Source organism: Paractinoplanes deccanensis (assembly GCF_016862115.1).
GTDB classification, from domain to species: Bacteria; Actinomycetota; Actinomycetes; order Mycobacteriales; family Micromonosporaceae; genus Actinoplanes; species Actinoplanes deccanensis.
Genome location: NZ_BOMI01000030.1, coordinates 1 through 24,009 on the forward strand (window position 1 = coordinate 1; position 24,009 = coordinate 24,009).

Sequence of the window (24,009 nt, forward strand, 5' to 3'; positions counted from 1 at the left end):
GCCCGACCCACCACCGCGCCCAGCCCGCCTGACCACACCACCGCGCCCGGCCGACCGGCCGCCGTCCCGGGCGGGACACGGCCCCGTCCTGGCATGACCTCGCCGCAGCGCCGCGCGGGAAACCACTCCATCCCCGGCATCACCTCGCCGCGACGCCGGGCGAGCCGCACCTCCATCACCGGCATCACCACGCCGCAGCGCCGGGCGAGAAAGTTTGGCCGCCGCACGCGCGGGAACGGGCCGGGGATGGCCTCGCTGTGGCGCAACCGGGACTTCCGGCTCGTCACCGCCGGCCAGACCGTCACCCAGCTCGGCACCGATGTCACGGCCATCGCGTTCCCGCTGGTCGCCATCAAGCTGCTCGACGCGACCCCGTTCCAGTTGGGCGTGCTCGTCGCCGTACAGAATGGCGCCTTCTTCCTGATCGGCCTGCCCGCGGGCGTCTTCCTCGACCGCCGGCGGCGAAGGCCGATCTTGATCGTCACCGACCTGGTGCGCGCCCTGGCCCTGGGCACGGTGACGCTCGCGGCCGCGCTGCACGGCTTGAGCTTCGCCCTGCTGCTGGCGGTGGCCGCGGTGATGAGCCTGATGCGCGTGGTCTTCGAGATCGGCTACCAGACGTACCTGCCGTCGATCGTCCCCCGCCACCACCTGGTCCAGGGCAACGCCACCCTGGAGGCGATACGCGCCTCGGGTCAAATAGCCGGCCCGGCCCTGGGTGGCTGGCTCGTCCACCTGTCCGGCGCGGCCAACGCCCTGCTGGCCGACGCCGTCAGCTTCGTCCTGAGCGCCGTCTTCCTCTGGCGGGTCCGAACCCCGGAGCCGCCGCCCGCCACCGCCCGCCGGCTCGTTCCGCGAGCCCGGACGCCCGAGTTCGCCCCTTCCGCCGCTGACCCCTCACGCACTCCCACCCGTTTCCGGTACGCGCGCCTCTCCGAACCAACGGCCGCCGCCACTGCACAGGGCCGCCTGCCGCTCCGTCGAACACCCACCTCCGCACTCGCGGCGACCAACACCCCGCGCCGCCTGCCGCTTGGCCGAACACCCACCCCCACGCCCACGGCGACCAACGCCCCACGCCGCCTGCAGATCCGTCGAACACCCACCTCCGCGCCCGCAGCGGCCAACACCCCACGCCGCCTGCCGCTTGGCCGAACACCCACCTCCGCGCCCGCGGCCGCCAACACCCCACGCCGCCTTCGTCCTCGTCCTGAAACCGCTGGAACCGCAAGCGCGGCCACCCCGAAACGCCGCATGCTCCGGCGCATCGCGGCACCTGCGCCGCCGGGCGTCTTTCATGAGGCACGAGAGGGCGTGCGCTTCGTGCTGGCCGATCCCGTGCTGCGCGGCATCGCGGCGACGAGCGCCCTCTCCAACCTGTTCTTCGTCGCGGCCAACGCGCTGAACATCCTCTTCCTGGTCGACACGGTCGGCGTGAGCGCCGCCGTCGCGGGCACGGTCTTCTCGATCGGCTCGGCGGCCGCCCTCGTGGCCGCGGCGATCGCCACCCGGCTCGCGCGCCGGCTCGGTTCGGCCCGGATCATCTGGCTGTCTGTGACAGTCACCAGTCCGTTCAACCTGCTCATCCCTTTGACTGACAAGGACTGGCGCATCCTCTTCTTCGTCGCCGGCATCACGGTGAGCGGCGGCGGTCAACTGGTGTACGCCATCACGCAGCTCAGCTACCGCCAAGCGGTCGTCCCGCCGGCGATCCTCGGCCGCGTCAACGCCACGATGCGCTTCCTGGTGATGGGCGCGCTTCCCCTGGGCGCCCTGATCGGCGGCACCCTGGGAACACTGTTAGGCATCCGCATGACTCTGTCAGTCATCGCGGTGGGCCTGACAATCGCGCCGATCTTCGTGCTCCTCTCCCCCTTGCGCGGCGCCCGCGACATCGCCGCCCTCGGCCCGAGCGCCAAAGCAGAGGAAGCGAAGCGCTGACACGACGGACCCACGGCGGCGGCCGATGAACCCAACGGTGGGGAAGCGGTGGCGGCAGTTGGGCCCGGAACGCGGTCGGTGGGGACGGCGGTGAACAAGCGCGGAGACTGGCCACGCAAGGGCGGCCCTGCCTGCGCGAGGGCGGCCTGCCTGCGCGCTGCCTGCGCGAGGGCGGCCCTGCCTGCGCGCTGCCTGCGCGAGGGCGGCCCTGGCCGCGTACCGCTCAGCCCTTGCGGCCCTGGGTGGCGACGCCCTCGATGAAGTAGCGCTGGCCGAAGCTGAACAGCAGCAGCATGGGCAGCGTGACCAGTAGGGACGCGACCATGACGTACTGATAGTCGGCCTGGCCGCCGGCGGTGGGGCTGTACTTCGTCATGGCGTACGCGACGCCCAGGGGTGCCGTGAAGTCGGAGACCGAGCCGGCGTTGAGGTAGATCAGGGCGCCCTGGAAGTTGTTCCAGGCGGCCTGGAACTCGAAGAGGAAGACGATGATGAACGACGGGATGGACAGGGGCATCGCGATGCGCCAGAACAGTTGCCAATAGCTGGAGCCGTCTATGCGGGCCGCCTCGAAGAGCTCTCGGGGCAGGCCCAGGAAGAACTGGCGCTGCAGGAAGATGTAGAAGGCCGAGCCGAACAGGTTCGCGCCGAACAGGGGGACCCAGGTGCCGAGGAAGCCGGTCTGCTTCCAGATCAGGTACGTGGGGATCATCGTGACCGACGCGGGGAGCATCATCGTCGCCAGCACGAGGCCGAAGAGGATGTTGCGGCCGGGGAAGCGGAAGTAGGCGAAGCCGAACGCCACGATCGAGCTGGAGACGGACACGAAGGCGGCTGCCAGGAAGGCGATCGCGACGCTGTTGAAGATCCAGTGCAGGAGGGGCAGCTGGTTCCACACCTCGACGTAGTTGTCGAAGCGCCACGTGTGCGGGATCAGCGCGTTGTCGAAGACCTGGCCGGCCGGCTTGAGGCTCGCCGCGATCAGCCACACCAGCGGGTAGAGGAACAGCGCCGTGAAGCCGAGCAGCAGCACCGTGAGCAGGACCTGGCCGACGGTCCAGCGGCGGCGCGGCGGGGGGCCGCCCGGCTCGTCGAGCGGCGCCGCCTGGGACAGGGCCGCGGGAGGCGCGGTGATCGCCATCAGCGCTCCCCTTCGTAGTAGACGTACCGATTGCCGATCTTGACTTGGATCGCGGTCAGGATCAGCAGGATGACGAAGAGCAGCCAGGCCATGGCCGCGGCGAAGCCGAAATTGAACTGGCGGAACGCCTGCTGGAACAGGTAGACCGCGTAGAACAGCGAGGCCTCCGGGGCGACGTTCGTCTGATCACGCCAGAACAGCAGGTAGGCCTGATCGAAGACCTGGAACGCCGCGATCGTCAGGATGATGACGTTGAAGAACACCGCGCCGGAGATCATCGGCAGGGTGATGGTGAAGAACTGGCGCACCGGGCCCGCGCCGTCGAGCGACGCCACCTCGTACAGGTCGCGTGGGACGTTCTTCAGCGCCGCCAAGAAGATGACCATCGTGCCGCTGACGCCCCAGAGCGCCATGAGCACGATCGACGGGCGCACCCACGCGGGGTCGACCAGCCACTGCGGGCCCTCGATGCCGATCGCCCGCAGCGCCGAATTGATCGCGCCGGTGTTGCCGTTGAGCAGCAGCAGGAAGATGGACGCGGTCGCCACGGCGGGCGTCATCTTGGGCAGGTAGTACACCGTACGGAAGAAGCCCGCACCCCGCCTCACACGGTTGAGCAGGATCGCCAGGAAGAGCGCGAGCATGATCTCGAGGGGCACCGCCAGGATCGCGAAGAACAGGGTGTTCTTGAGCGATCCGGCGACGCGCGGGTCCTCGAGCAGCGCCCGGTAGTTGTCCAGGCCCGCCGGCCGCATCTTGTTGGTCGCCAGGTTGAAACGGCTGAACGAGATGGACAGGCTGTAGATCATCGCGCCGAGCGTGAAGATCAGGAAGCCGAGGATCCAGGGCGAGATGAACAGGTAACCGGCGATCGCCTCCCGGCGGTTGTACTTGCGGGGCTTGAGCCTCTCCATCGCGGGGTCAGCTGCCGGCGATCGAGCGGTACGCCGACATCGTGGCCGTCTGCGCGTCGGCGAGCGCCTTCTGCGGGGTCTTCTGGCCGAGCAGCGCCGAGGTGATCGCGTTGGTCAGCTCCTGCTTGAGCTGCTGACCCGCGGGCGAGGCGCCGGCGCTCTTGCCGGTGGCGACCACGTCGTAGTACGTGCTGATCACCTGGTCGAAGCCGGCGTTGCCGCTGGGCTTGACGTACTTGTCGCGGATCGTCTTGTCCGGGCCGGGCGAGCCGGTGAACAGGCCCGTGTTGATCGCCTTGTCCTTCTCGATGGTGGCGGCGCGCGCCGTCGCGGCCGCGTCCCACGAGCCGTCCTCGGTGAGCGCCAGCGCCCACTTGCAGGCCGCGCTGGGGTTCTTCGCCTTGGCGGGGATCACGAACGAGCCGCCGTACGCGACAGTGACCGGCTGGCCGTCCTTGCCCCGGAAAGGCACCGCTCCGATCTTGATCTTGTCCTTGTACGGGGACAGCACGTTCGGGTACCACTGCGCGTTGACCTGGGCGCCGACCTGGTTGCGAACGTACTGGTTGCTGTCGCCGAACGTGTCGAACGCGTCGGTGAAGCCCTTGTACTTCGCGAAGCCGCCCTGCGCGTCAACTATCTTTTTGAGTGTCTCCAACGGATAGATGTTGCTCGGGTCGTCGAGGGTGGGCGCGCCGTTGTCGCCGACGAGCTTGCCGCCCTGGCTGATGAACCACAGGTACGTCTGGCCGACCGCCTGCGGGTCGAAGCCGAGCGTGGTCGGCACGCCACCGCTCGCCTTGTACATCTTCTGGATCGCGGCGAGCAGCACGTCGGGCTTGGAGGTGTCGATGTCCTCGGGCTGCACGCCCGCGGCGTCCATCACGGTGGTGTTCAGGATGATCGCCGGCGGCTGGTAGAACTGCGGAACGGCCCAGACCTGGTCCTTGTACGTCACGTCGCCGACCACGTTGGGATACCAGCGCTGCTTCGGGTCGACGTTGTTGGCCGAGAAGCACTTCTCCAGCGGCAGGATCAACCCCTGGGCGGCGTACGTCGGCACGTACTCCCGATCCATCTGCACCACGTCGGGCACGTCGCCGCCGGCCAGCCGAGTGGTGAACTTCTGCGCGTCGAAGCCGGTCTGGTCCATCGTGATCGAGACGCCCTGGAGCTGCTTGGCGGCGTAGTCGATGCGGGCCTTGCCGACGTCGTCCGCGTTGTCGAAGGCCCAGGCGCGCAAGGCCCCGGAGACGTTGGCGTCGAAGGACACGGACTCCCCGCCGCCGCCACCGTCGTCGCTGCCCGACTCACACCCGGCCGTCCCCGACACCGCGCCGAGAACGAGGGCGACACCGGCGGCCAGCAGGGCCGTACGCCTGATCTCCATAGTGGCCTCCCCGATGAGTGGCCTCCCCGATGTGGGATCCATCCCAGAGCGGACGCTATCCGAGAGTGATACAGCACACAAGACGTCAATGTTACGAATGTGTATCGCAGCAGCTCAGGACCGATTCCACGACGGACTGGCGAGGCCGCGACGGGTATGACAACGTTTCCACATGCAGCCCTGCGAGGACGGCGCCGGTGGCACGGCGATACCCCGGGAGCACACCGAGCTAAACGCCACCGCCGAGATAGTCGGCGCGGACGATCCCGCCCAGCTCACGACCGCCTTCACGATCGGCCCGCCGGCACCGACCGGTCGCCGCCGCGTCCGGCTGACGGTGACCAACAACGGCAGTTCGGCGGTACGGGGATGCGTGCGCTTCCGCGTGCCCCTTCCGCGCGGGGTGGAGCCGTGGTGGCTCGTGCCCGGCGCGTTCTACGGCGAGAACAGGCCGGCGGGCAGCCTGCGGGTGTTTCCGCGCTACTCCCCCGGGCCCTCCGATCCGGCCGCGATGGTGAGTGACCGCTGGGAGTTCCGGGCCGATCGCGCCGCGACCCCCGCGGTCTTCGGCTGGGCGGGCGGCTCGGGCGTGGCCCTGGTGGCCGGCGAGACCACCCAGCTCGGCATGACCGGGCTGGGCTTCGGGCCGGACGCGGTGCACCTGACGTTCCCGTTCCGGGAGGAGCCGGTCAGCTACGACGGCACCGATGTGCCCCGTCCCGCCGAGGTCAGCGCCCACACGTGGGAAGCGGGAGCTGTTGTCACGCTTGAGTTTGCTATGTACCTGCTTGACTGTGACAGGCACGGCTATGCGGCAGTGCTGCGCGAGGAACACGCACGGCTCGCCCCGGCAGCGCCGATCCGCCCATGGGTCACCATCGAGGAGGCAGCGGCCCTGACGGCCGACGGACTGCGCCGCTGGCACTACGCCGACCCGGGCGTGCTGCTGGAGACCGTCGGCTTCGACCGCGGCATCAGTGGCCAGGACGCCCTGGTGGTCGACCGCCAGGCCATGCACGTCGGCTGGATCAGCGGCATCCCGTGGGCCTACGCCCTGCTCGCCCACGAAGCCCGCACCGCCACGGCCGGCCCGCCACACACCCCCACCCAGATCGACACCGCCGCGGAAGGCTCTCCAACAGCCGGCAGCCCCGCCGGGGAGGCATCGATCGCCGCTCGGGTGATCGATTTCGTCTGTGCGGAGCTGTCGCCGTCGGGGACGTTCTGGGGCGTCTGGTATCGGTCGATGGGCTGGCAGCAGAGCTGGTCGCCGGTCGAGCACGCCCTGCACTCACGCACGCTCGGCGAGGCGACGCACTTCCTCGTCCGCGCCCTGGACCTCGCCGGCCCGGCAGACGATCCGGGACAGGACCCGGCCACGCGTCATGGGACCGAAGCCGGAAGCCGGCCGGAAATGGCCCCGCCACCGGCGGTCATCCCCCCGGCCCTGCCAGGCGGCGTCCGCTCGCCGGGGTGGGTGCGGGCGGTCCGGTCCAATCTGGACGCTGTGGTGGCGCGGCAGCGGGACGACGGCAATCTCGGGTCGGCGCATCACGCGCTCAGCGGCGAGGTGCTCTCGTGGGAGGGGTGCGCGGGACTCGCGTGGGTGGGCGCGCTCGCCGAGGCCGCGCGCTGGGACCACCCCGATGGGCGCTATCTCGGCGCCGCCGTTCGGGCCGGGGACTACTACTCGCGCTTCGTGTGGGACGAGTTCCTCTTCGGGGCGCCCGAGGATGTCGACCTGGCACCGACCTCCGAGGACGGCTATGTCGCCGTGATGGCCTACATGGCGCTCTACCGGCGGACACAGTCACCCAGATGGTTGACTCTGGCAAGCAGGGCCGCGGACTGGATGCTGACGTTCCGGTACGCGTACAACACCGCATTCCCGCGCGGCACGCTGCTGGACGTCTACGGCTTCGCCTCGCGCGGCGCCGACAACGCGTCGCCCGCCAACCCTCATCTGCACTCGTACGGGCTGATCTGCACCGCCGAGATGGCCGAGCTCTCGGCCGCCACCGGGGACCCGTATTACGCCGCCCGGGCGCGCGAGTCCCTGGCGTGCTTCCGCCAGTTCGTCGCGCGCTTCGACGGGGATTTCAACGCCTACCGGGGCATGGCCAGCGAGCGGTACTACCAGACCGCCTGCTTCCAGCCCAAGGGCATGCTGCTCACCCTCTCGCACGCCTGGAGCGTCGGCGTCCTGCTGCTCGCCTGCGAGCAGGCCCTCGCCCTGGGCTGGACCGAGGAGGGCTCGGCCGAGGAGGACTCGGCCGAGGAGGGCCCGGCCGAGGAGGGCCCGGCCGAGGAGAGCCGGACCGACAGAGGCCGGGCCGATGAAGGCCCGGCCGACGTCATTCGTTGACGGTGACGCGCATGTCTCCGGTGGCGGGGATGCCGTCGGCGAGGGCGTACCGCAGCAGCACCGCGCCGTTCGAGGCGGTGACCGGGGGCTCCGCGAGGGTCAGGTTCGCCGGGACCTCGCCGCCGCCGAAGAGCTTCTTGCCGGTGCCGAGCACGAGGGGGTAGACCCACAGGTTGAGGCGGTCGAAGAGGCGCTCGTGCAGCAGCGTCTGTACCAGGTCGAGGCTGCCGATCACGTGGATGCTCTCGTGCTTGTCGCGGGCGGTGCGCACCTCGCTCGGCAGGTCGGGGCCGAGCAGCGTCGAGCCCGCCCAGCCGAGCGCCGGGGTGCCGCGCGAGGCCACGTACTTGGGGATGCGGTTGAACAGGCGGCCGATCACGTCGTCCTGGTGGGGCCAGTAAGCGGCGAAGATGTCGTACGTCTTGCGGCCCAGCAGCAGGGCGTCCATGCCCTCCATGCCCTTCAGCACCGCCTGGCCGACCTCCTCGGCGGGCAGGGGCGCCTGCCAGCCGCCGAACGGGAAGCCGCCCTCCGTGTCCTCCTCCGGGTGACCGGGCGCCTGCGCGACCAGGTCGAGCGTCGTGAACAGGTCGATGTGGATCGTGCCCATGCTGTCCTCCGTGCGTTCCGGTTTCCGTTCCGTCACTCAGACCGGCGTCAAGGGCAAGACTCATCGGTCGTACGGGGAGAAGCGCGCCGGCCGCTCCGCGGGCAGGGTCGCGTCCGACGAGTCCCGGTCCGGTTCGGCGTGCCGGGCTCCCGCCGGGGCCGCCGGGGCCGGAGCGGACGGCACCGGGGGCGCGTCCGGCAGGTCCCATTCGATCAGGTCGGTCTCGCGGACCTCGCCGCCGTCGAGCGGGACCCGGAACGTCCGGATCTGATGCGGCCCGAAGGCTGCCGTCACCGACCTTCCGGCCAGGGGGATGGCGATCGTCGTCTCGCCGGCGCTGCCCGTGGTCTCCACCGCCCGGACGATCAGGTCGTCGCCGTCCTCGTGCGCCTTGACCGCCGTGACCATAACCGGGCCGCCGCCGTCGGCGACGTAGCTCTGCGACGCCGGCAGCGCCCCGCGGTGGAAGCTCTCCAGCATGGCCCGCACCGGCGCGCCCAGCTCCGCCGCGCGGCGCGACAGCCGGGCCGCGCGCCAGTCGCCGGCGTGCGGCACCAGCAGGTAGCGGAACGTCTGGACACCCTGGTCCTGGTACGAGTAGATGCCGTCCGCGTCGAGCTCGCGCGGGTCGTGCCACGAGTAGACGGGGCTGCGGACCGCCGTCATGCCGACGCTCGCCGGGTCGGGCGACACGTCGTACCCGTGCTTGGCGTCGGACACGACAGCAAGGCCGGCCGCCGTGTCGCTCAGATCGACCCACGACTGGGCCGGGTTCTCGGTGCCGTCGACCGGGCGCCGGACGACACCGAAGGGGATCTCGTACGTGGCGACGGGGCGCGCCAGGCTCGTCGGGAAGCAGAGCTTGAGCTGGTGCGCCTGTTCGCGCCAGTCGAGGGTGACGCGGACCTCGAGGTGGTCGGCGCCGTGGGACAGCAGGAACTCCTCCACCAGCGTCGAGCGGTTCCACTCCCGTTCGACGCGCAGCCGGGCACGCAGCGGGCCCGCCTCGCGCAGCGTCATCCGGGTGGTGCGCATGGCCACGCCCGGCCACCGGTACGAGCGGACGTGATGCCCCCACGTGTCCGTCGGATCCTGGCTGATCTGCGTGTGCTCGCCGTGCGCGCCGGCCACCAGGTCGGCGCCGGTGCGCTTGTCGAGCAGCGACGACAGCCACCCGGTCGACGGGTCGAACTCCGCGCGCAGGACCGCGTTCTCCAGCACCCGCGGCGAGGCGCGCAGCGACGTCTCCGCGGCCTGCGTGCCGGGGCGCAAGCGGAAGAGCCGATAGCCGAACGCGGGCACGGCCGCCTCGAAGACGATCGCGCCGCGCGCCGGGTCGTCGGTGGTCGCGACCGGCTGGATCGGCTGCGACAGCGCCCCGGGCACGTGCACGCCGGCGAGCTGCCCGCCGTACTGCAGCTCGACCTCCGCGGTCACCTCCCACGGGTGCGGATTGAACACCAGCACCGGCTGGGTGCCCTCCTCGAGCGGGATGTCGACCTGCCGCGCGATGACGTTGTGCGTGCGCGCGACGATCCGCTTGGCGATCGCGACCGCCTCGCCGAGCTGGTCGCGCGCGTCGTCGTACGCCGTCTCGATCGCGGAACCGGGCAGCACGTCGTGGAACTGGTTGAACAGGATCTGCCGCCACGCCCGGGCCAGGTCGGCGCGGGGCGGTTCGAGCCCGAACAGCGCGGCGCCGACCACCGCCCAGCGCTCGGCGGACAGGATCGCGGCCTGGGCGCGGCGCTGCCACTTCTTGATGCCGGAGTGCGCCGAGTAGCAGCCGGGCGCGTGCATCTGAAGGTCGCCGTGCCACACCGGCAGCGCGTTCAGGCCGTCCTCGCCGAGACGCTTGGCGAGCTCGTCGAGGTAGCGGCCGGGCGAGGAGATCACCATGCGCCCGAACGAGCCCATGCGGTCGTACCGGTGAATGGACTCGATGTTGGCGCGGGTCGGGCCGCCGCCGTGGTTCCCGACCCCGAAGAAGATCATCAGATCGCCGAGGGCGGGGTCGGCGGCGCCGAGCGACTTGTCGACCTGAAAGCCCACCTCGCCGGGCGGGCTGCAGTACTCGTACGGGATGCGGTAGCCCAGCACGCGCGAGCCGTCCGGCGACTCCCACCAGAACGCGGTGCCCGCCAGGCTGGTCTCGTGCGGTCCGGGACGCGTGAAGACGTACGAGCTCAGGCCCTGCCCCCGGAGGATCTGCGGGAGCATGCCGTGGTGGCCGAACGGGTCGACGTTCATGCCGACGGTCGCGGTGACCCCGAACCGCTCGCGCAGGTAACGCTGGCCGACAAGGCCCTGGCGCACGAACGACTCGCCGGCCGGCAGGTTGCAGTCGGGCTCGACCCACCAGCCGCCCACGAGCTGCCAGCGCCCCTCCGCGACGCGCCGGCGGATCCGGGCGAACAGCTCCGGGTCGGACTCCTCCACCCAGGACAACAGCACCACCTGATTGCAGGTGAAGACGAAGTCCGGGTATTCGTCCATGCGGTGGATCGCCGACCAGAAGGTGGCCCGCGCCTCCTGGTAGCCCTCCTGCCACGGCCACAGCCACACCGGGTCGAGGTGGGCGTTGCCGACCATGTGCAGGGTACGGTCCGGCGTCGCGGCGGGCCGGTCACGGCCGCGCTGCGGGAGAGGCTGGTCGCCGTTCGGCGCGTTCGCCATCGGGGCGGTCACGGGGTCTCCCCCGCGGCCCAGGCGTCCACCATCTCGCTGATCATGTGCAGCATGAGTGTGTGCATCTCCTGAACGCGCTGGGTGCTCTTGGACGGGACGAGCAGCGCGCGGTCGGCGTGGACCCTGGCCGGCCCACCGTCACCGCCGGCGAACAACAAGGTGTACGCGCCGCGCGCCTGCGCCGCGGCCAGCGCCCCGGTGACGTTGGGCGACCGGCCCGTGGTCGTGAAGGCGACCACCACATCGCCGGGACGGGCGAGCGCCTCGATCTGCCGGGCGAAGACGTCGGCGTACGAGAAATCGTTGGCGACACAGGTCAGGACGCTCGGATCGGCGCTGAGCGTGACCGCGGGCAGCGGACGCCGCGCACGCTTGAAGTGGCCGACCAGCTCACCGGTGAGATGCTGCGCGTCGGCCGCGCTGCCCCCGTTGCCGAAGGTCCAGATCGTCGCGCCGCCGGCCAGCCGCCGGCAGATCAGGTCGCCGGTCTCACGAATCTCGGCGGTGAGGGGACCCATGGCCGAGGCCACCGACAGGTGCTCATCGAGGCCGTCGACTGGCGTCGCGTCGGCTTCACCGCTCAGAGAGAACGAACGTTCTGTCTCGGCATCCGCACGCGGCGGCGGCACCGCCCGGGCCGAAGAGAACGAACGTTCTGTCTCGGCGGCGTCGCTCGTCGGCCCGCCGCCACCAAGAGAGAACGAACGTTCTGTCTCGGCGAACTCGCGGGACAGGGCGAGCGCGACCACCCCCGCGCCGACCACTCCCACCAGATCGCCGAGCGCGGCGGGCTCGATCCGGGCCGCGCCGGCCGCCGGGGGCATGGCCTCGCGGGCGACCACCTCGCGCACCGGGTCGAGGAGCATCGCGCCGGAGCGGGTGACGCCGCCGCCCAGCACCACCAGGTCGGGCTCGAAGACGTTCACCAGGTCGGCGACGGCCGCGCCGAGCAGGTCGACGGTCTCGGCCCACACGCTCCGGGCGAGCGGGTCGCCCGCCGCGGCTGCCGCCGCCACGTCCGCCGCGGTCACCACCGGCAGGGCGGCGAGCCGCGAGATCCGTCCTTCGCGGGCCTGCGCCGTTCGTGCGGCGGCGAGGGCTTCGCGCGCGCGTTCCGCGATGGCGCTTCCCGAGGCGTAGGCCTCCACGCAGCCGCGGCGGCCGCAGGCGCAACGCCGGCCGTCCCGGCGGACGATGATGTGGCCGAACTCGCCGCCGTTGCCGGCCGCGCCGTGGTGCAGGGTGCCGTTGAGGACGGCGCCGCCGCCGATGCCCGTCGACACCGTCAGGTACAGCATGGTGGCCGTTCCGCGGCCGGCGCCGAAGCGGTATTCGGCCACCGCCGCCGCGGTGGCGTCGTTGCGCAGGGCGGCCGGCACGCCGAAGGCTTCCGCGGCGAGCGGGCCGATCGGCACCCGTTCCCAGCCGGGCAGGTGGGGTGGGCTCATCAGCGTGCCGGACGGCGCATCCAGGGGCCCGCCGCAGGCGATGCCGACGGCGCGCACCGGGCCGAGACCGGCCTTGCCGATGGCCCGGTGTCCTATGGCGAACAGGCACGAGACGGCCGGCCGCCAGTCGCCGGTGTGCGGAGTCGGCTCGACCACCACGCCGTGGGCGAAACCGTCGGCGGTGATGACGGCCGCGGCCAGCTTGGTGCCGCCGATGTCGAGCCCCAGCACGGGCCCGGCGCCGGCGGAGAAGGACGCGAGCACGGATCCGCCGCCCGCGGGGAGGGACGCCGGCCCGGATCCGGCGCCGGCGGAGAAGGGCATGTGCCCGGCGGAGAAGGGTGCCAGCGGATCGGGCGAACTCACGGCGCCTCCATATGGGATCGATCCCACATCGGCGAGCGTAGGAGGAGTGGCGCGGGCGGGTCAAGTGTCAGGCGGGTGGGGCCGTCGATCCACGCGTGACGATGGAGGCGGAGAGCAGCACGGTGCGCACGGGCGCGAGCGGTGACTGAATTCGTTCAATGAGCTGGGAGACCGCCGCCTCGCCGAGGGCCGCCGTGTCCTGCCGCACGGCCGTCACGCCGGGGGTCACCATGCTCATCCACGGGACGTCGTCGAAGGACACCAGGCTCAGCTGCCCGGGAATCGCCAGGCCCAGCTCCGCCGCGGTGCGGAACGCCGCCTCGGCGAGCACGTTGTTGGCGGCGAACAGGGCCGTCGGCGGCTCGGCGCGGCCCAGCAGCTTGCGGATCTCGACGCGCGCCGCCTCGACGTCCCATCCGGCGCTGACGACCAGCGACTCGTCCAGCGGCAGGCCGGCCGCGCCGAACGCCGCCCGATAGCCGGCGAGGCGGTCGCGGCCGGTCGTCCAGTGCATCTCGTCGATGACGAGGGCGATGCGCCGGTGACCGCTTTCGATCAGCTGGGTGGTGACCTTTTGGGCGGCGCTGCCGTTGTCGACGAGCACCGCGTCGCACGCGCCGGCCGAGAACTGGCGGTCCACCTCGACGACCGGGATGCGCTGGCGGGCCAGGTAGGAGGCGAGGTGAGCCGATACCGGCGTCACGATGACCCCGGCCACGCGCAGCGCCACAAACGTCTCAGCGGCCTCGGCCTCGACCCCGGCGGACCCGCCGTCGTCGGCGAGCATCATCGTGTACTGCCGCTTGCGGGCCTGCTGGCTGATGCCGGCGGCGAGCCCGGCGTAGAACGGGTTGGCCAGGTCGGACAGGAGCACGCCGATCGACTGGCTGGCCTGCCGGCGCAGGTGGCGGGCGGTCGCGTCGGGCACGTAGCCGAGGCCGTCGGCGACCGCGCGGACCCGGTCGCGCACCTGCGGCGCCACGTAGCCCTGCCCGGTCAGCGCCCGCGACGCGGTGGACCGGGACACCCCGGCCGCCTCGGCCACCTCCCGGATCGTGGCCCGCCGCGCCACATCCCCGGCCCGGCCCGCCGCACCCCCAGCCGTCACGTCGACCCTCTCTCCCGTACATCCATGATCGCTTCGGCGTGCTGGCCGAGGTGGAGCCGGCCGATGCTGACGTCGACCGCCAGGCGGGCCCGGCGCCGCGGCGGGCCGGTCGTCACCTCGATCTCGGTCTCCTCGCGGCCCAGCGCGGGCAGCGAGACGGTCGCCACGTCCGGCACGGCCACCCACCCTACCGGCAGCGCCACCCGCACCACCGCCTTCTGCGCGGCCCGGAACGGATTGCGCAGCAGCACCCGCAGGCGGACGACCGCACCAGTTTCCGCCCGCGAGTAGTAGGGCGCAATGCTCGCCATCACCCCGTCGGCCTCGGCCTCCACCTCGTCGAGCGGCAGCAGCTCGCGGTGCAGCCGGTCCTGCTCGTCCGCCTCCCAGGCCACCAGCGCGAAGTAGTCCTCGTCGACCCAGCGCGCCGGCCAGTGCCCGAAGATCATCAGCTGCGGCGCGACGGCGCGGTAGAGGCGGGCACAGGCCTGGTAGTCGCCGAGGCGGAACCGGTTGCGGTACTGGTAGTTCAGGACCTCGCGCGGTCCGCCGGCGGCGCCCATGCCGACCTGCTGATCGCCGGTGGCGAGCACGCGTACGCCGTCCGCGACGAACTCGTACGCCGCCTGGTAGAGCGTGTGCCCGGGCAGGTCGTGCACCGTGATCTCGTATTCGTGCCAGCGCACCGTGCCGCCCAGCGGCAGCCGCCGGTCGACCGGGATCGGGTCGAACCACTGGCACGGCAGGTCGTGCTCCATCGGCGCCTCGAGGATGTCCGCGACGTGCTCCGGGGCCCACACCTCGGTGCCCTCGACCTCGCGGAGCAGGTTCATCCCGGCCACGTGGTCGTCGTGGTAGTGGGTCGGCAGCGCCACCTCGACGGCCGTCACCCCGTACCGCCTGCGCAGCGCCGGCAGCGAGCCCAGCCACGGCCGCCGGGAGGCACGGTCGCCGCCGGGCGGCAGGCCGGTCTGCATGTCGTACCCGTAGTCGATCAGCAGGGCCGCGCCGGTCCGCGAGAGCAGCGCGTAGCTGCACGCGCTGCCGGTGCGGTTCTGCAGCAGGTGCTCGGTGAGCGGCAGGAACGGGTTCTCGAGCCAGTCCGCCAGATCCCAGGGGTACGGGCGGCGCGAGTCCACGTACGCGTTCATCCGCCGGGCGAGCAGGAGCAGGGCCTCCGCGGGCGCCTCGATCGGCTCGCCGTGCGACGGCAGCAGCTGGTCGAGGTCGTGCCCGGCCAGCGTGAGGCAGCTCAGCACGGTCATCGCCGGGCCCTCGTTCTCGACGTACGACCACTGGGTGGCCGCCAGCGACCAGACCTTGCCGGGCGCGTAGATCAGGTCGCCGGTGAACGCGATCCGCCGCCCCGCGCGCTCGATCACGTACGTCGTGGAGCCCGTGGTGTGCCCCGGCGTGGGCAGCACGGTCACGCTCGTTCCCGCGTACGTGCGGCGCCGGTACTCGGGCACCACGTCGTGCACCGGCACCGGCTCCAGCAGCGAGAACCGGTCCTGCCGCAGGTTGTAGTCGTTGCGCAGGGTGCGGCCCTGCCACATCTCCTCGACGTCGTCGAAGAGCTCGCGCTCGGCGGCCGGCACGTGCACGCGCACACCCTCGGCGACCGCCCAGGCGAGGCCCTGCGCCTGGTCACGGTGGTGGTGGGTCATCAGGACGTCGGTGATCCGGTCGACGCCCATGGCGGCCAGGTGCTCGAAGGCGCGACCCGATCCGAAGTCGACCGCCACGGCGGTGCGGCTTCCACCCGGGTCGCGGATGACGTAGACGTTGCAGGTGTCGGCAACCCGGAAGACGCCGGGCGCGATCTCGGCGAGGGGTGGCATTCCGCGATGGTATCGATCCCACTTTCTCAGGAGAAGAGAAGCACTTCCACAGAGGACACTGCGAGGTGAACGCTTCTGATATCGTTCCCACAACGATGTCCGGCACCGTGGAGGGCTTCTACGGGCCGCCCTGGTCGCACGCCGACCGCCTCGCCCACCTGGAGTTCTCCGCCGAGGCCGGTTTCGACACTTTCGTGTACGCGCCGAAGGACGACCCGCATCACCGCGTCCGGTGGCGCTCCCTCTATCCGGCGGCGGAGCTGAGGCGGCTCGCCGAGCTGGCCGCGACCGGCCGCCGCCTCGGGGTGCGTTTCGTGTACGCCATCAGCCCCGGCCTGAGCATGGGCTTCGCCGACGACGCCGAGCACCGGGCCCTGCTCGCGAAGGCCGCCCAGCTCGCCGGCGCGGGCGTCGAGGAGTTCGCGCTCTTCTTCGACGACGTGCCCGCCGAGCTCGCCCGCCCCGCCGAACGCTCCCGCTGGCCCGGTCCCGAGGGCTCCGGCGCCGCGCACGGCGAGACCTGCGCCCGGTTCGCCGCCGCCTTCCCCGGCCGGCCGCTGCTGGTCTGCCCGACCGACTACGCGGGCACGTCCGCCACGCCGTACCGCCGGGGCTTCGCCCGCACCTCCCCGCCCGACACCCTCGTCGCCTGGACCGGCCGCGACGTGGTCGTCGGCACGGTGACCCGGGAGGAGATCGATCAGGCAGCCCGGTCGTACGGGCGCCGCGTCGTGCTGTGGGACAACTTCCCGGTCAACGACTTCGCCCCGAGCCGGCTCTTCCTCGGCCCGCTCACCGGACGCACCACCGACCTGGCCGGGTCGGCGCTGGCCGGCGTGCTCGCCAACCCGATGGAGCTGGCCGCGCCGTCCCGCATCCCGCTGGTCTCGGTGGCCTCGTGGGCGGCCGACCCGGGCGGCTACGACCCCGAAGCGTCGGCGGAACGCGCGTTGCGCCTGGTCGCCGGCGCGGGCGCGGCCCCGCTGGCACCGTTCGTGCGCGCCAACAGCTCATGGCCGCCGAGCGCCGTGCAGGACAAAGCCCTGGCTCGCGCCGCCGAACGCGCCCTCGCCTCCTGGGACGCCATGACCGAGGCGGCCGCATCCGGCACGCCCCACGACCCTGCCGCCACTGTCCACGGCGGCACCTCACCCACGTCCGATGCCGGCACGACCTCGGGCACGCCGCTCCTCGACGGCGCCTCACCCACGTCCGATGTCGGCACGACCTCGGGCACGCCGCTCCTCGACCGCACCTCAGCCACGTCCGATGCCGGCACGACCTCGGGCACGCCGCTCCTCGACCGCACCGACTCGGGCGTGGCGACAGCCGGCCGGGAAGCCCTGGCCGAGATGACCGGCCGCCTCGAAGAGCTGGCCCGGGGCTGCCGGGCCGCCGCCGAACCGGGGTGGCTGATCACCCCGTTGCGCCCCTGGCTCGACGCGGGCGCGGCGATGGCGGAGGCCGGCCTCGCCGCGGCCCGCCTCCTGGCCGCGCCGACGGAGGCGCGCCGGCGGGAAGCCCGCGCGGCGCTCACCTCGGCGGAGACGCACTACGCCGACGTGCTGCGGTCGGTCGTGCCGCCCTTCGCCCGCGCCGTGCTCGACCGCACCGCCCCGCCGGGTCCGGCGCCCGCTCCGGACGGCTCCCCTTGCGTGCCGACCGGCGATCGGCGCACCGCGGGCGACGAGGGGCCCGCTTCCCACGGCTCCCCCATCGCGCTGGTGCTGACCGGCAATCAGCGCACCGCGGGCGACGAGGTGCTCGCGGAGTTGGTGGAGTCTTTGGGATACGCCGTGTGTCCCGCCGGCAACCCACCCGCCGAGCCCTCCGGGGTAGACAGAACGTTCGTTCTGGCTATGCGGGCCGCGCTCGTCGTCGTCACGGGACAGGCCGACCCCGCCGCCACGGCCGCCGTCGCGCGCACGCCGGCGCCGCTGGTGGCCTGGCAGGGCTTCGTCCCGCTCGGGCTCGCCACGACCAGCGCCGTGCTCCTCTCGCGCGACCGCCTCCGCGTCACCGACCCGGCCGATCCGCTCGCCGCCGGCCTCGACGGCGAGGTCACCGTCTTCCGGGGCCGCTCCCGGATCACCGTTGCCGGGGTCGGCCCGGACGCCCACGTGGTGGCCCGCCCGTCCGACGACGACCGCGCCGCCCTCTTCCACTACCCGCGCGGCAGCCGGCTCGCCGACGGCACCACCGCCGCCGGGCCGCGGACCGGCGTCTTCCTTCCCGAGGAGGGCATGGCGCCCTGGCTGCTCACCGCCGAGGCGCGGGCGATCCTCACCGCCGCCCTCCGCTACGGGCGCCCTTCCCGGTAGTCCTTCCACGTGCGCGCGACGAGCGCCAGGTCGTCGGCGGTCAGCTCCTCGCCGGACCGGTCGAGGCGCTCGGCGTAGTAGAGCGCCGGCACCCCGAGCCGGGCCTGCGCCTCGACGTAGGCCCGCCACTGGGCGCGGTCGCCGATCGGCCACTGGTCGGTGTCGATCAGGTGGTGCGGCAGGCAGGCGCGCACCACCGCGTGCCGGAACGCCAGTTGGCCGGCGGCCGGGACCTCCGCGCCGGACGGGTCGCGTTCGAGGATGTCGTTGAGCCGGATCATGTCGGTGACGTCGCCGAAGCCGGGATGCGGCGTGTGGGTGACCACGAGCGCGTCCGGCTTGGCCCGCTTCGCCGCCCGATGGATCGTGGCCAGCAGGGTGTGCAGCAGCGCGATGCCCCAGGGCGCGCCCGGGTCCGCGCCCGGCCGCAGCAGGCCCCGGCCGGTCGGCGACCGCTGGGTGAAGTCAATCTTGAAGCCGTCCGCGTCCAGGCCGCCGGGCCCGAGCAGCCGTTCGACGATCGCGGCGAGCCGCTCGCGGTAGGCCGGGCTGCCCGGGTCGGCGGCGACCGGCGTACCGGCCGGATCGGTCACGCACTCCCCGGCCGGCAGACCCGCCGGGTCCCACGCCTTCCACCACAGCAGCACCCGCTGCCCGGCCGCGTGCCGCTCGGCGATCCACGCGCGCAGGTCCGGCCAGCGGCTGACGTCCGGCTCCGCGGTGCCGTAGGCGAGCTGCCACCGATCGTCGACGACCACCGTCCCCGGCACCACGCCGTGCTCGGCGAGCCGGGCCAGCCACTCGTCGTACCGCCGCTGCCTTGACATCTCGAACGCCGTCACGACACCCGCCGGCACCACGGCCGGGCCGAGCTCGTCCAGGTGGTACGGGTGCGAGCCCGGCTGCCCGGGAATCGGCGCGGCCGCGCACTGCGCCCCCCATCCGCAGAACAGCGGCTCGGCCCACCAGGCGGCCCGCCCGGGCTCCGCCGCCCCGAGATCGTCCCGGTAGCGCGTCAGCCCCTGCCACGGGTCGTCCACCCGCCGCAGCACCACTGCCGGCGTCTCGAAGAGCCCGTCGACCCGGGTACGGCCCTCGTAGTCCACGGAGAACAGAAAGCCCCCGTCCAGCGGGTCGTAGCGCAGCTCCGGAAACCGCAGCGCCGCCACGTCGGCGACCAGCGCGGCGCTGAGCCACCCGGTAGGACGGCCGAACACGAAGCACAGCGGCGGCGGCGAGAACACCCCGTGCAGCCGCCCGGCGGACGCGTCCCCGACGATGCCCAGCGACGCGCCGACGCCGGCGGGCCGCACCACCTGCACCGGCTCGGTGGGCGTGGGCACGAAGACCGTGGCGTACTCGATGGACGACCGGAACGTGCCACACGCGCCGTCGAGCAGCGTCGCCCGCCCGCCGAGCAGCCGCACCTCGCCGAGCGCGCCCGCGCCGCGCACCCGCGCCCGCACCTCCACCCGGTCCTCGAGACAGCGCAGCACCACGCTTTTGGACGCCCAGGCCGCGCTCGCCATCGTGACCTCGACCTCGACCGGTTCCCGGCGCACGGTGACCTGCGGCCGGCCGTACGAGTCGTCCGGCACGTCGACGCGGTCGACCGAGGCGAGCAGGCTCAGCCGCGACCAGATCCGCCCGTCCGGGTCGGCGAGCACCGCCTCGAGCGTGGGCACGCGCACCTGGAGCACATAGCCGGCGGCCGTCACGGTCCAGGTGCCGTCGCCCTCGGTGATCTTTATGCCGCTCTCCCCTCGGCCGCCGCGACGAACCTGTCCATCATGTCGTCGTATGCGGCGCCGCCGCCCGTGAGCCGCTCGGCGTCGAGCGCCGGCGCCTCCCCGCCGCCCGCTCGCACCGCCGCCAGCAGAGCCGCGCCGACGGCGACCGTCTCGGGCTCGCGGACCAGGCGGACCCCGCTGGGCAGGACGCGTGCTTTGACCCGTACCCACGAGGGGTTGACCGCGACCGGACCGCCGAAGAGATGGACCACCGGGTCCGCGGCCTCGCCGGCCAGGCGGGCCTGCTCGGCGAGCATCCAGCGGGTCTGGAGGCTGAGCCCTTCGAGCAGCGCCTTGGCCAGCTCGGCGGGACCGTGCTCCGGCCGGCGCCCGATCACCCGCAGCCGGGCCGCCGGATCCGGCGCCGGCGTCTGGCGGCCGGCGAGATAGGGCAGGACGATCACCCCGGTCGGCGCGTCGCCGAGCCGCGGCACCCGCGCGAAGTGGTCGCCCTCGTGGTCGAGCCACCAGGCGACCGTGGCGCCCGCGCCGGCCGACCCGGCGAGGACGGCACGATGGGTGCCGCCCACCGTGACCACGGAGCTCATGCCCGCCCGGCCCACCGCTACAGGATCCGGCACTCCGCTCACCACCGTCATGACGGCCTCGGCGGTGCCGACCGAGTCGGCCACGTCGCCCGGCTCGCGCACCCCGCAGGCGTACGCGCCCACCTGGTGATCGTGCCCCGCCACCACGACCGGCGTCCCGTGCCGCAGGCCGCTCGCCACGAACGCGGGATCGCTCACCACGCCGGCGACCGAGCCCGGGGCCACCACGTCCGGCAGCTGCCGCGGGTGCAGGCCCACCTCGGCCAGCAGCTCCGCGTCGAACGTCGTGGCGAGCGCTTCGCCCGCGCCCGGCAGGCGGTAGGCCATGCTGCGACCGGCGAGGGTGTGGTCGGTGGCGAGCCGGCCGGTCATCAGATGGCAGCCGAGGTCGGCCACGCCCGCCCAGCGATCCACCGCGCGGCCCCGGTCGCGCAGCCACGCCAGCTTCGCCAGCGGCACCTTGGCGCTGGGCCGCACGCCGGTCGCGCCGATCAGCCGCTCCCGCCCGAGCCGCCGCGCCAGGGCCTCGGCCGCCGCGCCCGCGCCCTGGTCGTTCCAGCGCAGCCACGGCCCTCGCGGGTCTCCCCCGGCGCCGAGCGGCACGCCGGTCTCGGCCATGGAGGCGATGCCGACGGCCTCCGGCGACTCGTCCCGCAGGACCCGCCCGATCAGATCGAGCAGCACGCCTTTGAGCGCGCCCGGCTCGGGCGTGGGCGCCGCGGCGAGCGCGCGGACCCGCGGCCGCGCTCCCACGTCGACCAGGGCGACCTTGGTGTTGGTGGTCCCGATGTCGACGCCGAGCACGGTGGGCACGGGCCCAGTCTGTGCGAGCCCGCCCGCCCGATCAAGCGCCGAGCTTCGCCCGCACCTCGTCCATGTCGAGCTCCTCAACGGCCGTGATGACCTTTTCGAGCGACGCCGCCGGCAGCGCCCCCGGCTCGGAATAGACCATGACCCCGTCCCGGAACACCATCAACGTCGGAATCGACGAGATCCCGGCGATCGCCGACAGCCGCTCCTCCGCCTCGGTGTCCACCTTGGCGAAGACCATGTCCGGGTGCTGCTCACTGGCCCTCTCGAACACCGGCGCGAAGCTCCGGCACGGCGCGCACCACTCAGCCCACCAGTCGACCAGCACGATCCCGTCGCCGGTCACCGTCTGCTGGAACGACTCCTTGGTCAGGTTCACCGTACTCATGCCGCATTGTCTCCCCTCGTTGCGAGCGCATCCGCCAAACGGCGCGACCGGCCCGGAAATTCCGCAACAGGGGCTGGCCCAGCAGGACGCCGAGGAAGACCAGGATCAGGCCGCCGATCTGCTGGACGGAGAGCGTCTCGTGGGCGACGGCCGTGCCGAGCAGGACGCCGGTCACCGGGTTGAGAAGGCCGGCGAGGCCGACCGTGCCGGCGCTGAGGTGGCGCAGGCCGGTGAACCAGGCGGCGAAGGCGACCGCGGTCGCCACCACCGTGATGTAGCCGAAGCCGAGCAGCGCCGGGGTGTCGAGGGCGGGCGGGGCGCCCTCCAGCAGCACGGCGGCCGGGACCAGCATCAGGCCGCCGGCGATGAGCTGCCACGACGTCAGGGAGAAGACGTCGACGTCCGAGCTCCACTTCTTCGCCAGGATGTAGCCGAACGAGGACATGACCATCGCCGAGACCGAGGCGAGCACGCCGCGGGCGTCGACGGCGACCGGGCCGGTGAGCAGCATCAGGCAGACGCCGGCGACGCCGATGACGGCGCCGGCCAGGTGGGGCGCCCGTGGGCGCTCGGCGAGGGCGGCCCAGGCGAAGAGCATCAGCACGACCGGCGAGGTGGCCATGATGGTCGAGGCGATGCTGGTCGGCAGGGTCTGGGCGGCCAGGTAGACGAGGGCGAAGAACGCGCCCATGGTGAGCGTGCCGAGCACCAGCGACCTCCACCACCACGATCCGGTGGGCAGCTTGCGGCGCACGAGCAGCAGCAGGAGCCCGGCCGGCAGAGCGCGCAGGGCCGCACCGTACAGTGGGTAGTCGGCCGGCAGGAACCGGTGGGTGACGAAGTAGGTCGTTCCCCAGGTGATCGGCGCGAGCGCCGTGATGACCGTCCATCGCCAAGTAGCTTCCACGGAAGGTATAGTAGCTTCCATGGAAGATAACGTCGAACTCGATCACGTCGCGCGCATCCAGCGGGCCTGGAGCCGGGAGCGGCCCGACCTCGACGTCAGCCCGCAGGGGGTGATCGGCCGCCTCCACCGGGTCGCCGGCCACCTCACCGAGCAGCTCCAGGTCGTCTACCGGCGGTACGGGCTGGGCGAGGGCGAGTTCGACGTGCTCGCCACCCTGCGCCGCTCCGGCGAGCCCTTCGAGCGCGCCCCCGGCGAACTGGCCGCGCACACCATGGTCACCACCGGCGCCATGACCAAGCGCCTCGACCGTCTCGAACGCGACGGCCTGGTCGCCCGCCGCCCCAGCGCCACCGACGGCCGGGGCCGCGTCGTCGCCCTCACGGAAGCGGGCCGCGAGCTGATCGACCGCGCCTTCACCGACCACATGCGCAACGAGCGACGCCTGCTCGACGAGCTCTCCCCCGCCGACGCCGAGCAGCTCGAAGCCATCCTCACCCGGTGGCTGGCGCTGCTCGAGCCGCCGGCGCCGGCCTGACGCTCACCGCGCCGACTGGCTCTCGATCGACCGGCCGAGGGCCCGGGCCACCTGATGGAACACCCGCTCGTCCGCGCTGGCGTAGACGACGACGTCGGCTCCTCGGTACGAGGCGTGGATCTCCCACCGGTGCGCACGCCTGCGCCACCCGCCCCAGCCGACGCCGGCGGCGACCACCACGACGGCCCCCGCCACGGCCCACATCCAGGTGGCCCGCACCGCCACGGCCACCCCCACGGCAGCCACCGCAGCCACCAGGCTCGCCGCCACGACCGCCCGCACCCCGGCCGAAGCCGACGGCGCCGCCCGCACCACGCCGGCCCGATGCAGCTCCCGAAGCGCGAAGGTGCATTCCGGCTGCGCCAGCCACACGAAACGATCGCTCGTGACGACGGCGTCCGGGCCCCGGTAGTAGGTCCTCGCCATGGCCGCTCCCCCTGCCGGGCCTCTGCCGCGCAGCGTACAAAAGCGAGCCTCTGATCGACACCGATCCGTCAGGTCACGGACTCGGCGAACCGCCCGGGCCGGGTAGGGATCGAGATCGGCGACCGGCGGAGAGCACCGGGACCCTCCAGCTGCACGCCGCCACGCACGGGCCGCAGGCTGAGCCCCGGCGCGTTGACCACCCGGCCGACGGGCACCGCCCCGGCCGTCCTCGTCACCAGGCACGGCGCGGCCGAGCCCGGCGCGCCCGGGTCGACGAGCGGCACCGTGGCGCCCAGCGGTTCCAGCAGACGCGGCGACGGCCTCATCGCCGTACACAAAGGCCCCTGCGGGAAAGAACACGATGTGCGCGCCGCCGGGGATCCGCAGCCGCGGCTCCCGCTCGGCCGCCTGGGCGACGGTCAGCTCGTCCAGCGCACAGCCCGGCGCCGATGATGCCCGCCCCGGCCACCGC

18 protein-coding genes are annotated in these 24,009 nt (G+C 72.8%); 4 read left to right on the top strand and 14 right to left on the bottom strand.

Annotation, left to right across the window (positions count from 1 at the left end):
- Nucleotides 1–93 precede the first annotated feature (93 nt).
- Nucleotides 94–1,941, top strand: a complete 1,848-nt coding sequence (locus Ade02nite_RS08880) for an MFS transporter (protein ID WP_203761069.1) — start codon at nt 94–96, stop codon at nt 1,939–1,941.
- A 223-nt stretch (nt 1,942–2,164) separates the two neighbouring features.
- Here the strand turns inward: Ade02nite_RS08880 and Ade02nite_RS08885 are convergent, their stop codons facing one another.
- The 3 genes from Ade02nite_RS08885 to Ade02nite_RS08895 are packed head-to-tail and all read right to left on the bottom strand — an operon-like array spanning nt 2,165 to nt 5,386.
- Nucleotides 2,165–3,082, bottom strand: coding sequence for a carbohydrate ABC transporter permease (locus tag Ade02nite_RS08885; protein WP_203761070.1), 918 nt, complete (start codon nt 3,080–3,082; stop codon nt 2,165–2,167).
- Complete coding sequence (locus tag Ade02nite_RS08890; RefSeq protein ID WP_203761071.1) at nt 3,082–3,996, bottom strand: carbohydrate ABC transporter permease; 915 nt, start codon at nt 3,994–3,996, stop codon at nt 3,082–3,084. The genes Ade02nite_RS08885 and Ade02nite_RS08890 overlap by 1 nt, the downstream gene beginning before the upstream one ends.
- A 7-nt stretch (nt 3,997–4,003) precedes the next feature.
- Nucleotides 4,004–5,386, bottom strand: coding sequence for an extracellular solute-binding protein (locus tag Ade02nite_RS08895; RefSeq protein ID WP_203761072.1), 1,383 nt, complete (start codon nt 5,384–5,386; stop codon nt 4,004–4,006).
- 172 nt (nt 5,387–5,558) lie between these two features.
- Here Ade02nite_RS08895 and Ade02nite_RS08900 point away from each other — a divergent pair, with 172 nt between their 5' ends.
- The gene (locus Ade02nite_RS08900) at nt 5,559–7,751 is read left to right on the top strand and encodes a YyaL domain-containing protein (RefSeq protein ID WP_203761073.1); all 2,193 of its coding nucleotides are present in this window, start codon (nt 5,559–5,561) and stop codon (nt 7,749–7,751) included.
- Here Ade02nite_RS08900 and Ade02nite_RS08905 read toward each other — a convergent pair.
- The 5 genes from Ade02nite_RS08905 to Ade02nite_RS08925 all read right to left on the bottom strand — a co-directional run bounded on the left by Ade02nite_RS08905 (nt 7,741) and on the right by Ade02nite_RS08925 (nt 15,812).
- Entirely contained in the window at nt 7,741–8,361 is a 621-nt protein-coding gene (locus Ade02nite_RS08905) for a dihydrofolate reductase family protein (protein ID WP_203761074.1), read from the bottom strand. The genes Ade02nite_RS08900 and Ade02nite_RS08905 overlap by 11 nt on opposite strands.
- A 60-nt stretch (nt 8,362–8,421) precedes the next feature.
- Nucleotides 8,422–11,049 (bottom strand): alpha-mannosidase, encoded by a 2,628-nt coding sequence (locus tag Ade02nite_RS08910; protein ID WP_203761075.1) that lies wholly within the window; start codon nt 11,047–11,049, stop codon nt 8,422–8,424.
- Nucleotides 11,046–12,863: an ROK family protein gene (locus Ade02nite_RS08915; protein WP_203761076.1), complete on the bottom strand. Its 1,818-nt coding sequence runs from the start codon at nt 12,861–12,863 to the stop codon at nt 11,046–11,048. Before Ade02nite_RS08915 ends, Ade02nite_RS08910 begins: the two co-directional genes overlap by 4 nt.
- Nucleotides 12,864–12,930: 67 nt before the next feature.
- The gene (locus tag Ade02nite_RS08920; RefSeq protein ID WP_203761077.1) at nt 12,931–13,971 is read right to left on the bottom strand and encodes a LacI family DNA-binding transcriptional regulator; all 1,041 of its coding nucleotides are present in this window, start codon (nt 13,969–13,971) and stop codon (nt 12,931–12,933) included.
- Entirely contained in the window at nt 13,968–15,812 is a 1,845-nt protein-coding gene (locus tag Ade02nite_RS08925) for an MBL fold metallo-hydrolase (RefSeq protein WP_203761078.1), read from the bottom strand. Before Ade02nite_RS08925 ends, Ade02nite_RS08920 begins: the two co-directional genes overlap by 4 nt.
- A 95-nt stretch (nt 15,813–15,907) precedes the next feature.
- Here Ade02nite_RS08925 and Ade02nite_RS08930 point away from each other — a divergent pair, with 95 nt between their 5' ends.
- Entirely contained in the window at nt 15,908–18,133 is a 2,226-nt protein-coding gene (locus tag Ade02nite_RS08930; RefSeq protein WP_203761079.1) for a protein O-GlcNAcase, read from the top strand.
- On the opposite strand, the gene Ade02nite_RS08935 is transcribed toward Ade02nite_RS08930, so the two are convergent.
- The 4 genes from Ade02nite_RS08935 to Ade02nite_RS08950 are packed head-to-tail and all read right to left on the bottom strand — an operon-like array spanning nt 18,112 to nt 22,576.
- Entirely contained in the window at nt 18,112–19,851 is a 1,740-nt protein-coding gene (locus tag Ade02nite_RS08935) for an alpha-galactosidase (protein ID WP_203761080.1), read from the bottom strand. The two genes, Ade02nite_RS08930 and Ade02nite_RS08935, sit on opposite strands and share 22 nt — an antisense overlap.
- 29 nt (nt 19,852–19,880) lie before the next feature.
- Nucleotides 19,881–21,284, bottom strand: a complete 1,404-nt coding sequence (locus Ade02nite_RS08940; protein WP_203761081.1) for an FGGY-family carbohydrate kinase — start codon at nt 21,282–21,284, stop codon at nt 19,881–19,883.
- Between the two features lie 31 nt (nt 21,285–21,315).
- A complete protein-coding gene (locus Ade02nite_RS08945; protein ID WP_203761082.1) occupies nt 21,316–21,669 on the bottom strand; it encodes a thioredoxin family protein in 354 nt (117 codons plus the stop codon).
- Nucleotides 21,587–22,576, bottom strand: a complete 990-nt coding sequence (locus Ade02nite_RS08950; protein WP_203761083.1) for a DMT family transporter — start codon at nt 22,574–22,576, stop codon at nt 21,587–21,589. Before Ade02nite_RS08950 ends, Ade02nite_RS08945 begins: the two co-directional genes overlap by 83 nt.
- 19 nt (nt 22,577–22,595) lie before the next feature.
- Here Ade02nite_RS08950 and Ade02nite_RS08955 point away from each other — a divergent pair, with 19 nt between their 5' ends.
- On the top strand, nt 22,596–23,111 hold the full coding sequence (locus Ade02nite_RS08955; RefSeq protein WP_203761084.1) for a MarR family winged helix-turn-helix transcriptional regulator: 516 nt from the start codon (nt 22,596–22,598) through the stop codon (nt 23,109–23,111).
- A 3-nt stretch (nt 23,112–23,114) separates the two neighbouring features.
- On the opposite strand, the gene Ade02nite_RS08960 is transcribed toward Ade02nite_RS08955, so the two are convergent.
- The gene (locus Ade02nite_RS08960) at nt 23,115–23,537 is read right to left on the bottom strand and encodes a DUF6232 family protein (RefSeq protein WP_203761085.1); all 423 of its coding nucleotides are present in this window, start codon (nt 23,535–23,537) and stop codon (nt 23,115–23,117) included.
- 68 nt (nt 23,538–23,605) lie between these two features.
- Nucleotides 23,606–23,863: a hypothetical protein gene (locus Ade02nite_RS08965; protein ID WP_203761086.1), complete on the bottom strand. Its 258-nt coding sequence runs from the start codon at nt 23,861–23,863 to the stop codon at nt 23,606–23,608.
- Nucleotides 23,864–24,009: the final 146 nt, after the last annotated feature.